Genomic DNA, 14810 nt, shown 5'->3' on the forward strand with positions numbered 1-14810 from the left:
TCGATTCCGGTTTCGGTTCCCCGACCCTACCCCAGGCCCCGCGAAAAGGCGCGGTGCACCAAAGTGTAGCCCCACGGCTCCGGTTCGCGGCCATCGACGGCGACGGCCGCGCCGGGAGAATTTCCCACGAAAATCCGTTCGCGGTACGCATTATGCACAGTTGATATACGCTAAATAGGTATCGTATTCCCTTGTCCCGGCATATTCTTCCCTGTAGCGTGACGGGAACCGCCCGGCGCCGGCAGAGCGCCCAAGGTGGCGGACCAACCCAACCTTCCAATCCGATAAACACCGGGCACCAACCGATGAACTGGCTGAAATCGCTTCTCGTCGCCGGCCTGATCCAGGTCGCCGCCGTCGCCTCCGCTCAGGCCCAGACGGATCTTGACCGCATCAAGGCGGACGGCGTTCTGAAGATCGGGACGGAGGGCACCTATGCCCCCTTCACCTATCATGACGCCTCCGGCACGCTCGTCGGCTTCGACGTGGAGATCGGGCGCGAGGTCGCCAAGCGCATCGGCGTCAAGGCGGAGTTCCTGGAAGGCAAGTGGGACGGGCTGATCGCCGGCCTGGACGCCCGCCGCTACGACGCCGTGATCAATCAGGTCGGCATCACCGAGGCGCGCAAGGCCAAGTACGATTTCTCCGACCCCTACATCACCAGCCGCGCCGTGCTGATCGTGCGGGGCGACAACGACGCCATCAAGGGTTTCGCCGACCTGAAGGGCAGGAAGGCGGCCCAGTCGCTGAGCAGCAACTTCGGCAAGCTGGCAGAGGCGTCGGGCGCCCAACTGGTCGGCACCGACGGCTTCGACCAGTCGATCCAGCTCGTCCTGAACGGCCGGGCCGACGCGACCGTCAACGACAGCCTGTCATTCCTGGACTTCAAGAAGCAGAAACCCAACGCCAACGTGAAGATCGCCGCGACCCAGGACGCCGCCGACCATTCCGGCATCATCGTCCGCAAGGGCGAGGCGACGCTGGTGGCCGCGATCAACGATGCCCTGACCGCCATCAAGGCCGACGGCACCTACAAGACCATCTCGCAGAAATATTTCGGCGACGACGTTTCGAAGTGACGGCACGGGACCGGCGCTGACCCCTCTCTATCCGGGAAGGGGCGGCGCCGCCATGTCCCGGCCCCGATTTTGCGCCCTGAACCCGCGAGAGGCACTTTCCCGTGCTGCACTGGCTTACCCTGATGGCGGACTCGCTTCCGTCGCTGCTGTGGGCGGCGCTGACCTTCACCGTTCCGCTGACGCTGGCGTCCTTCGCGCTCGGCCTTGCCGTCGGGTTGGCGGCGGCGGTGATCCGGCTGTTCGGTCCGGCCCCGCTGGCCGCCGCCATCCGTTTCTATGTCTGGATCATCCGCGGCACGCCGCTGCTGGTGCAGCTGTTCCTGATCTTCTACGGCCTGCCCAGCGCCGGCATCGTGCTGGACGCCTTCCCGGCGGCGCTGATCGGCTTCACGCTGAATGTCGGCGCCTACACCTCGGAGATCATCCGCGCCGTCATCGGCTCGGTCCCGAAGGGCCAGTGGGAGGCCGCCTATTCCATCGGCATGAGCTGGTCCCAGGCGATGCGGCGCACCATCCTGCCGCAGGCCGCGCGGGTGGCGGTGCCGCCGCTGTCCAACAGCTTCATCTCGCTGGTCAAGGACACCTCGCTCGCCGCAGCCATCACCGTGCCGGAGCTGTTCCAGGCCGCCCAGCGCATCGTCGCGACCACCTACGAGCCGCTGATCCTGTATGTGGAGGCGGCGCTGATCTATCTGGCCCTCAGCTCCGTGCTGTCGGCGCTGCAGGTCCGGCTGGAGCGCCGGCTGGGCCAGTATGGCGGTTACCTGGAGGCCAAATCGTGATCCGGCTGTCGAACATCGAGAAGCGCTTCGGCGACCTGACCGTCCTGAAGGGCGTGACGGTGACGGTGGCGGAAGGGCGCGTGACCGCGTTGATCGGCCCGTCCGGCGGCGGCAAGAGCACGCTGCTGCGCTGCATCAACCTGCTGGAAATCCCAACCTCCGGTACCGTGCGCATCGGCGAGGAGGAGCTGTCCTTCCAACCCGGCGGCCAGACGGGCTGGAAGGACATCCAGCGGCTGCGCGGCCAGACCGGGATGGTGTTCCAGAATTTCCAGCTCTTCCCCCACCGCACGGCGGTGGAGAATGTGATGGAGGGGCTGGTCACCGTGCAGAAATGGCCGGCCGACAAGGCGCGCGACCGTGCCATGGCCCTGCTGCGCAAGGTCGGCATGGACCACAAGGCCGATGCCTGGCCGGCGACCCTGTCGGGCGGGCAGCAGCAGCGCGTCGCCATCGCCCGCGCGCTGGCCCCCTCCCCCCGCGTGCTGCTGTGCGACGAACCGACCTCGGCGCTCGATCCCGAGTTGGCGGACGAGGTGGTCGAGGTGCTGGGCACGCTGGCGGCGGAGGGCACCACCATGGTGATAGCCACCCACGATCTGCGCCTCGCCTCCCGCATCGCGCATGAGGTGGTCTTTCTCGACGGCGGGCTGGTGGTGGAAGCCGGCCCGTCGCGCGACCTGTTCACCCGTCCGGCCCGCGAGCGCACCCAGCGCTTCATCGCCACGCTGACCCAGCAGGGGCAGCAGGGCGAGGGAGTCTGAGCAGCTTTTCCGAACTCCCTCCAGGGAGGGACGGGGATCAGAAGCCGCCGGCGAGATCGGCCAGGGCGTCGTGGTCCAGCAGTTCCAACTTGCCGCCGACCAGGATGCGGATCAGTCGGGCCGATTTCAGCTTGGTGAAGGTGCGCGACACGGTCTCGGTGGTAAGGCCGAGATGGTCGGCGATGTCGCTGCGGCCCATCGGCAGGTCGATGGTCCGGTCGCCGCCCTTGCGGTCGCAGAGGCGCAGCAGGAAGCTGGCGACCTTCTCCGCGGCAGTCTTGCGGCCGAGCAGCACCATCTGGTCCTGTGCCGCCATCAGTTCCGAGGTGGTCGCCGACAGCAGCTTGCGGGCAAGGGCCGGCTGCGCATCGAGCAGGACGTCCAGTTCCAGGCGCGGGATGCGCTGGATGGTGGTCGCGGTCACCGCTTCGGCCGTGTAGAGATACTGGGCGGCGAAGGCCAAGCCCATCATGTCGCCGGCATGCAGGAAACCGATGATCTGCCGGCGCCCGTCGGGCAGCATCTTATGCAGCCGGACCATGCCGCTCTGCACCCGGAAGACCGAGCCGGCGGCATCGCCTTCGCTGAAGACCGTCATGTCGCGGTCATAGACCTTGGCATGGCCGAGCGCCGCCAGCGGATCGGCGGCGCTGCGCGGCTGAAGGGCAGGCAGTCCCGCGGCCGGCGTCATCGCAATGGCGGAAACCAGGTACCCCGGGACGGCGCGGCTGGCATTGGCGGCAATGGCGGCGTGCGTGGACATGGGGGCCTCGGCCGTTGCGGTGCGGTCCGGTTCATTCCGGTGTGCACGTGATGGTCCGAAGCTATCCGGCGTCCGCCCTGCTGTGCAGTTCGGTGATGTACCTAAGGAAGTTTGCGTACGTAGGTATACCTACATACAGGAGCCCGACCCTCTGTCCCGTCAAGTGGACCCTGCCGTCGGCGGCAGCAGCCGGTTCAGGGTCTCGATCAGCAGATCCTCGTCGAAGGGCTTCTCCAGCACGGCTATCACCCCGGCATCCTTTGCGCGGGAGAAGGTGGCGGGGTCGCCGCGCCCGGACACCATGATCACCGGCATGCCATGCAGGTCGCCGCCATGACGCTCCATGAACTCCAGCCCGCTCATCACCGGCATGTGCAGGTCGAGAACGAGGCAGCCCTGCGGATTGCCGTCGAACCGGTCGAGGAATTCCTGGCAGGAGGCGAAATCCCGCACCTCGAAGGCGAAGGCTTCCAGCAGGGCCTTCAGGGAATCCCGGACCGGCTCGTCGTCGTCGACGATATGGACGATCCCGTCGCCCGGCGCAACGCCCGGCCCGTCGCCAGATCGATCCATGACAGCCTCCGAATTCCATGCAAGCACGCCGGCGCCGACGGTGCGGCGCGTCATGAACCATAAAATGCAGCGGAGGGCATCGATATAAGGACGATTGCGTATGGAGGCCGGTTTTGATGCAGATCAGCCGTCGCCAGGCGTCACCCCTGCGGCGATCGCCATGCGCACCAGCGACGGCAGGCTGTCGGCCTGCATCTTCTCCATCACGCGGGCACGGTGGATCTCCACGGTGCGCGGGCTGATCGACAGTTCGAAGGCAATGACCTTGTTCGATTTTCCCGCCACCAGCCAGCGCAGGACGTCATGCTCCCGCGGCGTCAGCGCCGACAGCCGGGCCAGGATTTCCGGCGGCACGGCCGGGGATGGGGCGGCAGCCGCGGTGGAGGCGGCGGCCGGCTGCTCCGGGGCGGCGGCCGGTTGGCCGGCTGGGCCCTTCCGGGCCTCCGCCGCATGGTCGAGGGCGGAGCGGACGGCCGAGAGCAGCGCGTCCTCCTCGAACGGCTTCTCCACGAAATCGACCGCGCCGGCCTTCATGGCGCGCACGGCCAGCGGCACGTCGCCATGGCCGGTCATCACGATCACAGGCATGTCGCGACCGTCACGGCCCAGCCGTTCCTGGACCTCCAGACCGCTCATGCCGGGCATCCGCACATCGACGAGCAGGCAGCCGGGACGCGACGGCGCACCGGACTCCAGGAAGGCGACCGGGGTCGCGAAGCTCTCCGCCCGGAAGCCGGCGCATTCCAGGAGGATCTGCAGGGACTCGCGGATGGGCTCGTCGTCGTCGAGGATGAACACCGTCAGGTTGGACAGGGCGTCGGCGGGCGCGGTGTCGGCGGGCATGGCGTCTTCAGGCATCGCCGGCCTCCGGAGCGGCCAGGGGAACGGTGAACAGGAAGGTGGCGCCCGTCTGCGGCGTTTCCAGCCACAGGCGCCCGCCATGGGCCTCGATGATCGACCGGCAGATCGACAGGCCCAACCCCATGCCGCTGCTCTTGGTCGTGACGAAGGGCTGGAACAGCTGGCTGCGCACCGTGTCCGGCACGCCGGGCCCGGTGTCGCTGACGGCGATCCGCCGGAAATCCGGCTCGTCGGGCGCCGGGCCGGTGTGGATGGTCAGCTCCCGCCTCTCGCCTTGCGCCATCGCTTCGATGGCGTTGCGGACGAGGTTGAGGATGACCTGCTGGACCTGGACCTTGTCGACCAGCACGCGGGGATCGGCGGAATCGAAGTCGTACCGCACATGCAACCCCCGCTCCTTTGCGCCGACCAGGGCCAGAGCGCCCGCCTCCTCCACCACCTTGTTGAGGGACTCGACGGAACGGTGGGTCTGGCCCTTTTCGATGAAGCTGCGCAGGTGGCGGATGATCTGCCCGGCGCGGGTGGCCTGGGCGCTCGCCTTGTCGACCATCTCCATCGCCTTGGCCACCGTTTCGGGGCGCTCCATCAGGCGTTTGGCGGCCTTCGCGTAGTTGATCACCGCGGTCAGGGGCTGGTTCAACTCATGCGCGAGGGTGGACGCCATCTGGCCCATGGCGCTCACCCGGCTGACATGCAGCAGCTCCGCCTGAAGCTCCTGCAGCCGCCGCTCGGTGGCCTGCCGTTCGGTCAGGTCGCGGACGAAACCGGTGAAGCGGCGCTGGCCCGACAGCAGGACCTCGCCCACCGCCAGCTCCATCGGGAACACCGACCCGTCGCGCCGCTGACCGGAGACGACGCGGCCGATGCCGATGATCCGGCGCTCGCCGGTGCGCTGGTAGCGCTCCAGGTAGCCGTCATGCTGGTCCCGGTAGGGCGACGGCATCAGCATGCTGATGTTGCGCCCGACGACCTCCGACGCCTCGTAGCCGAACAGCCGTTCCGCCGCCGGGCTGAAGGATTCGATCAACCCCTTCTCGTCGATCACGATGATGGCTTCGGGGACCGTCTGCAGGATGGAAAGCAGGCGGGCCTCCCGCTCGCGCAGCGCCGCCTCCGTCTGCCTGGCTTGTGTCAGGTCGCGGATGATGCCGATATAGACCGGCGCCCCGTCCTGGCTCGCCTCGCCGATCGATAGCTCCATCGGAAAGCTGGTGCCGTCCTTGCGCAGGCCGGTCACCTCGCGGCCGATGCCGATGATCCGGCGCTCGCCGGTGCGCTGGTAGCGCTCCAGATAGCCGTCATGCTGTTCTTGGTAGGGCGACGGCATCAGCATCCTGACATTCTGCCCGACCACCTCGCCGGCGGTCCAGCCGAACAGGCGTTCGCAGGCGGGATTGAAGGTCTGGATCCGTCCGCGGCCGTCGATGATGACGATCCCGTCGGGCACGGTGTCCAGCATCGCCCGCAACTGCGATGAAGCGTCCAGGTTTTCATCCCGGAAGTCGTCGGCCACGTCCCATCCTCAACACTGCCATATCGTCGGCACCAGAGTAGTTGAGCGCAACCGTTGGTCAAGGCTCCATATCGCCGGGATCGGCGCGGCCCCGCCCACAGGGAACGGTTGCGGCGGAAATGCCTGCACGGTCAGCTTGAAAAAGGGTTTGTTCGGACACGATCATTCATTTATCATATTTCAGTCGAAGTAATCAAATAGTAATTATTTTTGCCGAAATTGGCCCCTGCCGCCCCCGGCTGCCGGTCCAATGGGCAGAACGCCCACCCTTCCCATCCTTCCATCGCGTCCGGCGAGCCGTCGGCGCGACCGGCTCAGTCACGCCCCTGTTCCCGCATAGAAAGGCACACCATGCACCGCTGGTTTTCCGACCGGAAACTGGTCCACAAGCTGTTGATTCCGGCGATCCTGCTGCTCGCCGTGATGGGAAGCGTGGTGTGGACCGCCCGTTCGGCGCTGGTCGAGCTGACCGCATCCACCAGCCGCGTGACCGAGGTCGTGGCCGGGCGGCTGTCCGCGGCGCTGGCGATCCAGTCGGCGATGGGCGATGCGATGGATGCGGAATCGAACGCGCTGGTCGCCGGCACGCGCGAGCGCATCGACGCCGCCTTCGGCACCTACAAGGACAACATCGGCAAGGCGCTGGCCGCCATCGACCGGCTGGCCGCCGCCTATGACACCGCCGCCGACCGCGAGGCCATCGCCGGCATCAAGTCCATCGTTGGCGAATATGAACGGGTGTCGCAGAAGGCGGTGGAGCTGGCGCGGGCCTACGACACCGACAGCGCAATCCGCGTGTCGATCGACGTCGGCCGCCCGGTGCGGCAGAAGCTGACCGCGGCATTGGGCGAGCGGGTGGACCGCAGCGTCGAGGAGACCAGGCTGGCGGAGGAGCGGGCGCTGGCCCTGTCGTCCAGCGTCATGACCCGCCTGACGACCGTCGCTGCGGTCGGGTTGCTGGTAGCCATCGGCCTGTTCGGCTCCATCATCGTGGTCTTCGTCGTCCGCCCGCTGCACCGACTGATCGACGACATGACCGCCATCGCCGGCGGCGACCTCGCCGTCACCGTCCAGGGCGCCGAGCGCAAGGACGAGGTCGGCCTGCTCGCCCGCGCGCTCCAGATCTTCAAGAGCAACGCTCTGGCCATCCGGACGCTGCAGGAGGAGCGCGAGGCGCAGAAACAGCAGGCCGAGCGCGACCGGCAGGCCGCCATGCGGGCGCTGGCCGACCGCTTCGACGCCGACGTGCAGGATGTCGTGCAGGCGGTGGCATCGGCGGCGCGCCATCTGCGCAGCAACGCCGAAACGATGACCGCCATCGCCTCGCGCACCACCGAACAGGCGTCGGCCGTCGCCGCCACCACGGCGCAATCCTCCGCCAACGTCGCCACCGTCGCCGCGGCGTCGGAGCAGCTTGGCGGCTCCATCGGCGAGATCGGCCGACAGGTCAACGCCGCCGCCGCCATCGCCCGCGACGCGGTGGAGGAAGGCGAACGGACCAACGCGCTGGTCACCCGGCTGGTGCAGGCGGCGCAGCGGATCGGCGACGTCGTCAGCCTGATCCAGAATATCGCCAGCCAGACCAACCTGCTGGCCCTGAACGCCACCATCGAGGCGGCACGGGCGGGAGAGGCCGGCAAGGGCTTCGCCGTGGTCGCGCAGGAGGTGAAGGCACTGGCCACCCAGACCGCCCAGGCGACCGAGGAGATCGGCAGCCAGATCGCCGAGATCCAGACGGTGACGGATGGCACGGTGACCGCCATCCAGACCATCGGCCGCACCATCAACGACGTCGACGCCATCGCCGGCGCCATCGCCGCCGCAGTGGAACAGCAGACCGCCGCCACCCAGGAGATCGGCCGCAACATCCAGCAGGCCGCGCAGGGCACCCGGCTGGTGACGGACAATATCTCCGCCGTCAGCGGCTCGGCCGGCGAGGTCGGGCGGGCGGCATCGGAGGTGCTGGGCGCCGCCGACAGCCTGTCGCACGATTCCGACCGGCTTCGCGAGCGGATTCAGACCTTCATCGGTGAGGTCCGGACGGCGTGACGCCTACCGCTGGAAAATGGGCCGCCGATCTGCCGGGACGTCAGGCCGACAGCCGTCCCGGCAGATCGGCGAACCCTTCGAGGATGCCGTCGTGCGGCAGGCCGTCGAGCGGGACGCGGGCGTAGCCGTAGGGCACCATCAGCACCAGCGCCACCCCGGCCGCGCGCGATGCCGCCACGTCATGCTCGTTGTCGCCGACGAAGGCGGCCTCGCCGGGCGGAACCCCCAGCCGCTCCAGCAATCCCAGCACCGGTTCCGGCGAGGGCTTGCGGGTCGGGTAGCTGTCGCCGCCGACCACGGCGGCGAAGCGGTCGGCGATGCCGAGATCGTCCAGCAGCCGCGTCGTCGCCGCCATCGGCTTGTTGGTGCAGACACCGAGCCGCAGCCCGGCCTCGGCAAGCCTGCCCAGCGTTTCGGCGACGCCGGGATAGAGCGCGCTACGGGCGCTGGGGTCGGCCTCGTAGATCGCCAAAAAGCGTCGGAGGCAGCGGGCAGCCTCGTCCGGGGACGGAAGCCCGCCGGTGGCGGCCAGCACGCGTTCCACCAGCTTGGGCGCCCCGTCGCCGACGAAGGAGCGCACCGCCGGCAGGTCGACCGGCGGCCGCCCCAGTTCAGCGAGCAGGGCGTTCGACGCATGCGTCAGGTCGGCGATGCTGTCCACCAGCGTACCGTCGAGATCGAAGGCGACAGCGCGGATGGGGCGGCGGCTCAGGGGATCCATGGTGGCTGCACCTTACTGGCGGAGAAAACGGGCCTCGTCGGCTGCAGGAGCGGGGATGAGCGAGGCGCGACCGACAGCCGGTCAGGCCGGCGCGTAGCCGACGGTGCCCTTGATCTCCAGGAACTCCTCGAGGCCGAACTCGGCATATTCGCGGCCGTTGCCGGACTGCTTGTAGCCGCCGAAGGGTGCGCCGGCATCCCAGGCCGGATGATTGATATAGACGTTCCCGCTGCGCATGCGGGCGGCCACCTTGCGAGCGCGTTCCAGCGACCCCGACTGGACATAGGAGGCGAGGCCGTAGGGCGTGTCGTTGGCACGCCGGATCGCCTCCTCCTCGCTGCCGTAGGGCAGGATCGCCAGCACCGGGCCGAAGATTTCCTCGCGCGCGATGGTCATGTCGTCGGTGACGTTGGCGAAGACCGTCGGGCGGACGTAATAGCCGCGGTTCAGCCCCTCGGGACGGCCGGGGCCGCCGGTGACCAGCTCGGCTCCCTCGGCGATGCCGGCCTCGATCAGGCGCTGGATCTTGTCGTACTGGATTTGGCTGACCACCGGGCCGAGCCGGGTATCGGCAGCGGCCGGCGCGCCGGCCTTGAGCCGTTCGGCCGTGGTCCTGGCGATCGCAATCGCCTGGTCGTGCAGGGAAGCCGGCACGAACATCCGGGTCGGGGCGTTGCAGGACTGCCCGCTGTTGTTCATGCAGCTCTCGACGCCCAGCTTCACGGCGCGGTCCAGGTCGGCATCGTCCAGGATGATGTTGGCGGACTTGCCGCCCAGTTCCTGATGCACGCGCTTGACCGTATCGGCCGCCGCCTTGGCGACGAGGATGCCGGCGCGCGTCGATCCGGTGAAGGACACCATGTCGACGCCTGGATGGCGCGCGATGGCCTCGCCCACCGTCGGGCCGTCGCCGTTGACGAGATTGAACACGCCCTTCGGCACGCCGGCCTCGTGCACGGCCTCGGCGAAGAGGGTGGCGTTGAGCGGGGCGATCTCGCTCGGCTTCAGCACCATGGTACAGCCGGCGGCCAGCGCCGGTGCCACCTTGCACATGATCTGGTTGATCGGCCAATTCCACGGCGTGATCATGCCGACCACACCGATCGGCTCCTTGCTGATCAGGGTCGAGCCGCGCAGTTCCTCGAACGCAAAGCTCTCCAGCGTCTCGATCATCCGTGCAAGATGGGCGGTGCCCATCGCGGCCTGCGAGCGATGGGCCAGCGTCGTCGGCGCCCCCATCTCGCGCGACAGTGTGTCGGCGACGGCATCGTACCGCGCCTTGTACGCGTCCAGCAGGCGCCGCATCAGCGCCAGCCGCTCCTCGCGCGAAGTGGCGGAGAAGGCCGGGAAGGCGGCGCGGGCGGCGGCGACCGCGCGGTCGACATCGGCCGAGGTGCCCAACGCGATGGTGGCGAAGGGCTCCTCCGTCGCGGGATCGATCACATCGAGCGTCGCCCGGACCGCCGGATCGACCGCCGGATCGACCGCCGGATCGACCCATGCGCCGTCGATGTAGAATTTCAGGAAGTTCGACACCGGAGCCTCGCTTTCATGGGGTGAGAACCGGCGGCATCTCGGCCGGGCCGGCATCTTGCCTCGCAGCGGACGGTTGATCAACCAGAAGCGGGCCGAAGCGGGGCAGGATGGGGACCGGACTCGGCGGACCTTTCCGCATCCCCGGCTGTTGAGCAGGCCGTAACGCAATTCCGGGAATGCGGCCATGTCCAAGGACGACGACACCACACAGTATGACGGCGCGGCCGGCGGTTGGGGATCGGTGCGCGGCATGCTGTCCACGTTCCGGGAAGAGGCGGATTCCCCGGCGGTCCTGCGCACGCTGATGCGGCAGAACAAGCCAGGCGGCTTCATGTGCACCTCCTGCGCCTGGACCAAGCCGGCCCATCCCCACCCGTTCGAATTCTGCGAGAACGGCGCCAAGGCGACCTTATGGGAGCTGACCTCCCACCGCTGCACGCCGGACTTCTTCGCCGCGCACACCGTCGGGGAGCTGAAGGGCTGGACCGACCACGACCTGGAACGGCAGGGCCGGCTGACCCATCCGATGCGCTACGATGCGGCCAGCGACCGCTATCTGCCCTGCAGCTGGGAGGATGCCTTCGAGGAGATCGGGGCGGAGTTGGCGGCACTCGATCCCAGGACGGCCGTCTTCTATGCCTCCGGCCATGCCTCGCTTGAGACCGCCTATCTCTATGCGCTGTTCGCCCGGCTCTATGGGCACAACAACCTCCCCGACAGCTCCAACATGTGCCACGAGACCACCTCGGTCGCGCTCAAGGCGGTCATCGGCGCGCCGGTGGGGACGGTGGCGCCGGACGATTTCGGCCAGTGTGACGCCATCTTCTTCTTCGGGCAGAACACCGGTTCCAACAGCCCGCGCTTCCTGCATACGCTGCAGGAATGCGCTCGGCGCGGCGTCCGGATCGTCACCTTCAACCCGGTGCGGGAGAAGGGGCTGGAGGTCTTCGTCAACCCGCAGCACCCGCACGAGATGCTGACCGGGGACGGCACCCGGATATCCTGCCAGTACCATCAGGTGACGGCGGGCGGCGACATCGCGGCGATGCTCGGCCTGTGCAAGCATCTGATCGCCGAGGACGACAGGCTGCGGGCGGATGGCCGACCGGGGGTGCTCGACCATGGCTTCATCGCGGAGCACACGATCGGCTTCGCAGAGTTCGCCGCCATGGCCCGCAACACTACCTGGGAGGCGATCGAGGCGGCCTCCGGGCTTGCGCGCGCGGCGCTGCTGGACGCGGCGGGGGTCTACATGGCGGCGGAGCGGACCATCGGCATCTACGGCATGGGGCTGACCCAGCATGTCCATGGCTTCGAGAATGTCGCCGGCTTCGTCAACCTGCTGCTGCTGAAGGGCAACATCGGCCGGCCGGGCGCCGGGATCTCGCCGGTGCGCGGCCATTCCAACGTCCAGGGCCAGCGCACGGTCGGGATCACCGAGAAGCCGGAGCTGGCGCCGATGGACAAATACCGGGAGTTGTTCGGCTTCGAGCCGCCCGGCGAGACGGGCATGAACACGGTCGATGCCTGCGAGGGCATCCTGGCCGGCCGGGTGAAGGCCTTTGTCGGGCTGGGCGGCAATTTCCTACGGGCGATTCCCGAACAGGCGGCGATGGAACAGGCCTGGACCGCGCTGCGCCTGACCGTCCAGATCGCGACCAAGCTGAACCGCAGCCACCTGATCAACGGCAGGGTCGCGTTCCTCCTGCCCTGCAGGGGCCGGGCGGAGGAGGATGTGCAGGAGAGCGGCCCGCAGACCGTGACGATGGAGGACAGCCTCAGCCGCATCCACGGTTCCTTCTCCACCCACGAGCCGGCGAGCCCGCATCTGCTGTCGGAACTCGCGATCGTGGCGGGCCTCGCCAAGGCGACGCTGCCGCCCAACCCCAAGGTCCGCTGGGACGACTGGACGGCCGACTATGCGGCGGTCCGCGACCTGATCGAGGCGACCTATCCCGACCAGTTCAAGGATTTCAACAAGCGGGTCTTCACCCCCGGCGGCTTCCACCGCAGGAACACGGCGCGCGACCGGATCTGGAAGACCGGGAGCGGGAAGGCCGTCTTCACCACGCCCACCATGCTGTCCGCCACCAGCATCGCCGACGCGCCGGGCCGCTACCGCCTGATCACTCTGCGCAGCAACGACCAGTTCAACACCACCATCTACGGCTACAGCGACCGGCTGCGCGGGATCGAGGGGCGGCGCAACGTGCTGCTGATCAACCCGCGGGACATCGAGCGGGCCGGCCTCGCCGACGGTCAGGTGGTGGCACTGGAGAGCGACGCGGGGGACGGAACCCACCGCGAGGTGGCCGGCCTGATGGTGACCCCCTTCGACCTGCCCGACGGCTGCCTCGCCGGCTATTACCCGGAACTGAACCCGCTGGTGCCGCTGTGGCTGCATGACATCCACTCCAAGACGCCGGCCTCCAAGGCGGTGCCGGTGCGCATCCGCAGCTGAGCCTTTTCCCGTAAGACGGCCGGCACCCGGGCGGACTGCATCGCGGCACGGCACGCCGTGATGCAGCCTGCCCCCTGTCATCATCGCAGTCCATGCCTGTTCCGCTCGACCCTGGCGCCGTGGCGGTGGCGCCGCGCCAGGGAACCCCATGCCGGCCGGCATGATGGGGCCGATCTTCGCCAACCGTGCGATGCCTCCATTGTAAGGCATCCGGATAGCTTGAAGATCCCATTGACAGCCGGGCGGTCACACTGCATTTTAAGTGCGTACTTTGGATGCAATGTACGTCAGTTGCCGCCGACCGTCCGGAAGACGCGACCCGACCGTATCCGCCAGCGCACCCATACCCTCGGGGGACATGGATGCCGCGGCCATTGCAGGCCTTGCAAAAGAGCGGAATTGACCATGCCATCGCCCAGGCCGGTGATCACCTGCATCGAAGACCTTCGCATCCTGGCGCGGCGCCGCGTGCCGAGGATGTTCTACGACTACGTCGACTGCGGCTCCTGGACGGAAAGCACCTACCGCGCCAACACGGCCGATCTGGCCGCCCTCCAGTTCCGCCAGCGCATCGGGATGAGCATCGCCGGACGGACCACGGAAAGCCGCATCCTGGGGGAAAGCGTCGCGATGCCGGTGGCGCTGGCGCCGACCGGCCTGACCGGGATGCAGCATGCCGACGGCGAGATTCTGGCAGCACGGGCGGCGGAACGCTTCGGCGTGCCCTTCACCCTGTCGACCGTCAGCATCTGTTCCATCGAGGATGTGGCGGCCAATACCGGCAAGCCATTCTGGTTCCAGCTCTACGTCATGCGGGACCGGGCATTCGTCGAACGGCTGATCGCCCGGGCCAAGGCCGCGAACTGTTCGGCGCTCGTGCTCACCCTGGATCTGCAGATCCAGGGACAGCGGCACAAGGACTTGAAGAACGGCCTGTCGACCCCGCCCAAGCCCACCCTGCGCAACCTGGTCGATCTGGCGACCAAGCCGGGTTGGTGCCTGGGAATGCTGCGGACCAAACGGCGGACCTTCGGGAACATCGTCGGCCATGTGTCAGGGGTTTCGGACGTCTCCTCGCTCGCCGCCTGGGTCAGCCAGCAGTTCGATCCGACCCTGACCTGGGAGGATGTCCGCTGGATCAAGAAGCTGTGGGGCGGCAAGCTGATCGTGAAGGGCGTCCTCGACGTCGAGGATGCGCGGCTGGCCGTCGAGAACGGAGCGGATGCCATCGTGGTGTCGAACCATGGCGGCCGGCAGCTCGACGGGGCTCCGTCGAGCATCGCGATGCTGCCCGCCATCGCCGAAGCCGTCGGACAGCAGACCGAAGTCCTGTTCGACAGCGGCATCCGGTCCGGGCAGGACATCCTGAAGGCCGCCGCCCTGGGCGCCAAGGGCGTCATGGTCGGGCGGGCCTTCCTGTACGGGCTGGGCGCCATGGGCGAGGCCGGCGTCACGCGCTGCCTGGAAATCCTGCAGCGGGAACTCGACCTTACCATGGGATTGTGCGGCCTCACCGACATCGGCGCGGCCGATCCCTCCATCCTGATCAATGGCGGCGGCGCGAACGACAGCCGGCACAGGCCATCCGCCCTCCCGCCCGGCGTTCCCGATCTCGCCGCCCGCCCCGGCCACCGGCCCATATCCGCCGCATGACGGACAGCCGGACCGGCGCCCGGCTGAACTTCGAATACCAAGACTTCGACCGAGG

At 68.1% G+C, this 14810-nt stretch carries 12 protein-coding genes; 6 read left to right on the forward strand and 6 right to left on the reverse strand.

From position 1 onward, the window contains the following. The first annotated feature begins 305 nt into the window (after positions 1-305). The 3 genes from AL072_RS27390 to AL072_RS27400 all read left to right on the forward strand — a co-directional run bounded on the left by AL072_RS27390 (position 306) and on the right by AL072_RS27400 (position 2625). Complete coding sequence (locus AL072_RS27390; protein WP_045585590.1) at positions 306-1079, forward strand: amino acid ABC transporter substrate-binding protein; 774 nt, start codon at positions 306-308, stop codon at positions 1077-1079. 101 nt (positions 1080-1180) lie between these two features. Continuing rightward, a complete protein-coding gene (locus tag AL072_RS27395) occupies positions 1181-1861 on the forward strand; it encodes an amino acid ABC transporter permease (protein WP_045585591.1) in 681 nt (226 codons plus the stop codon). Next, positions 1858-2625, forward strand: coding sequence for an amino acid ABC transporter ATP-binding protein (locus AL072_RS27400; RefSeq protein ID WP_045585592.1), 768 nt, complete (start codon positions 1858-1860; stop codon positions 2623-2625). The genes AL072_RS27395 and AL072_RS27400 overlap by 4 nt, the downstream gene beginning before the upstream one ends. A 37-nt stretch (positions 2626-2662) precedes the next feature. On the opposite strand, the gene AL072_RS27405 is transcribed toward AL072_RS27400, so the two are convergent. The 4 genes from AL072_RS27405 to AL072_RS27420 form a co-directional block, all read right to left on the reverse strand. Continuing rightward, the gene (locus AL072_RS27405; protein ID WP_045585593.1) at positions 2663-3388 is read right to left on the reverse strand and encodes a helix-turn-helix domain-containing protein; all 726 of its coding nucleotides are present in this window, start codon (positions 3386-3388) and stop codon (positions 2663-2665) included. Positions 3389-3547: 159 nt separating this feature from the next. Then, positions 3548-3961, reverse strand: coding sequence for a response regulator transcription factor (locus AL072_RS27410; RefSeq protein WP_045585921.1), 414 nt, complete (start codon positions 3959-3961; stop codon positions 3548-3550). Positions 3962-4084: 123 nt separating this feature from the next. Continuing rightward, on the reverse strand, positions 4085-4819 hold the full coding sequence (locus AL072_RS27415) for a response regulator transcription factor (RefSeq protein WP_245637017.1): 735 nt from the start codon (positions 4817-4819) through the stop codon (positions 4085-4087). Beyond that, the gene (locus tag AL072_RS27420; RefSeq protein WP_245637018.1) at positions 4812-6335 is read right to left on the reverse strand and encodes a PAS domain-containing sensor histidine kinase; all 1524 of its coding nucleotides are present in this window, start codon (positions 6333-6335) and stop codon (positions 4812-4814) included. The genes AL072_RS27415 and AL072_RS27420 overlap by 8 nt, the downstream gene beginning before the upstream one ends. A gap of 351 nt (positions 6336-6686) precedes the next feature. On the opposite strand from AL072_RS27420, the gene AL072_RS27425 reads away from it, so the two are divergent. Then, positions 6687-8384: a methyl-accepting chemotaxis protein gene (locus AL072_RS27425; protein ID WP_045585594.1), complete on the forward strand. Its 1698-nt coding sequence runs from the start codon at positions 6687-6689 to the stop codon at positions 8382-8384. 40 nt (positions 8385-8424) lie between these two features. Here the strand turns inward: AL072_RS27425 and gph are convergent, their stop codons facing one another. Both gph and AL072_RS27435 read right to left on the reverse strand, forming a co-directional pair. After that, positions 8425-9105: a phosphoglycolate phosphatase gene (gene gph / locus AL072_RS27430; RefSeq protein ID WP_045585595.1), complete on the reverse strand. Its 681-nt coding sequence runs from the start codon at positions 9103-9105 to the stop codon at positions 8425-8427. A gap of 81 nt (positions 9106-9186) precedes the next feature. Then, complete coding sequence (locus tag AL072_RS27435; RefSeq protein ID WP_045585596.1) at positions 9187-10641, reverse strand: aldehyde dehydrogenase family protein; 1455 nt, start codon at positions 10639-10641, stop codon at positions 9187-9189. Between the two features lie 184 nt (positions 10642-10825). On the opposite strand from AL072_RS27435, the gene AL072_RS27440 reads away from it, so the two are divergent. Together AL072_RS27440 and AL072_RS27445 are read left to right on the forward strand one after the other, a co-directional pair. Continuing rightward, complete coding sequence (locus AL072_RS27440) at positions 10826-13102, forward strand: FdhF/YdeP family oxidoreductase (protein WP_045585597.1); 2277 nt, start codon at positions 10826-10828, stop codon at positions 13100-13102. Between the two features lie 405 nt (positions 13103-13507). Beyond that, complete coding sequence (locus AL072_RS27445; protein ID WP_082109398.1) at positions 13508-14755, forward strand: alpha-hydroxy acid oxidase; 1248 nt, start codon at positions 13508-13510, stop codon at positions 14753-14755. Positions 14756-14810 lie beyond the last annotated feature (55 nt).

The sequence above is a fragment of the Azospirillum thiophilum genome (assembly GCF_001305595.1).
GTDB lineage: Bacteria > Pseudomonadota > Alphaproteobacteria > Azospirillales > Azospirillaceae > Azospirillum > Azospirillum thiophilum.

Excerpts from the sequence above, each read along its gene's own strand:
- AL072_RS27390 (WP_045585590.1), top strand. The coding sequence starts at position 306 with ATGAACTGGCTGAAATCGCTTCTCGTCGCCGGCCTGATCCAGGTCGCC.
- AL072_RS27405 (WP_045585593.1), bottom strand. The coding sequence starts at position 3,388 with ATGTCCACGCACGCCGCCATTGCCGCCAATGCCAGCCGCGCCGTCCCG.
- AL072_RS27410 (WP_045585921.1), bottom strand. The coding sequence starts at position 3,961 with ATGGATCGATCTGGCGACGGGCCGGGCGTTGCGCCGGGCGACGGGATC.
- AL072_RS27415 (WP_245637017.1), bottom strand. The coding sequence starts at position 4,819 with ATGCCTGAAGACGCCATGCCCGCCGACACCGCGCCCGCCGACGCCCTG.
- AL072_RS27425 (WP_045585594.1), top strand. The coding sequence starts at position 6,687 with ATGCACCGCTGGTTTTCCGACCGGAAACTGGTCCACAAGCTGTTGATT.
- gph (WP_045585595.1), bottom strand. The coding sequence starts at position 9,105 with ATGGATCCCCTGAGCCGCCGCCCCATCCGCGCTGTCGCCTTCGATCTC.
- AL072_RS27440 (WP_045585597.1), top strand. The coding sequence starts at position 10,826 with ATGTCCAAGGACGACGACACCACACAGTATGACGGCGCGGCCGGCGGT.
- AL072_RS27445 (WP_082109398.1), top strand. The coding sequence starts at position 13,508 with ATGCCATCGCCCAGGCCGGTGATCACCTGCATCGAAGACCTTCGCATC.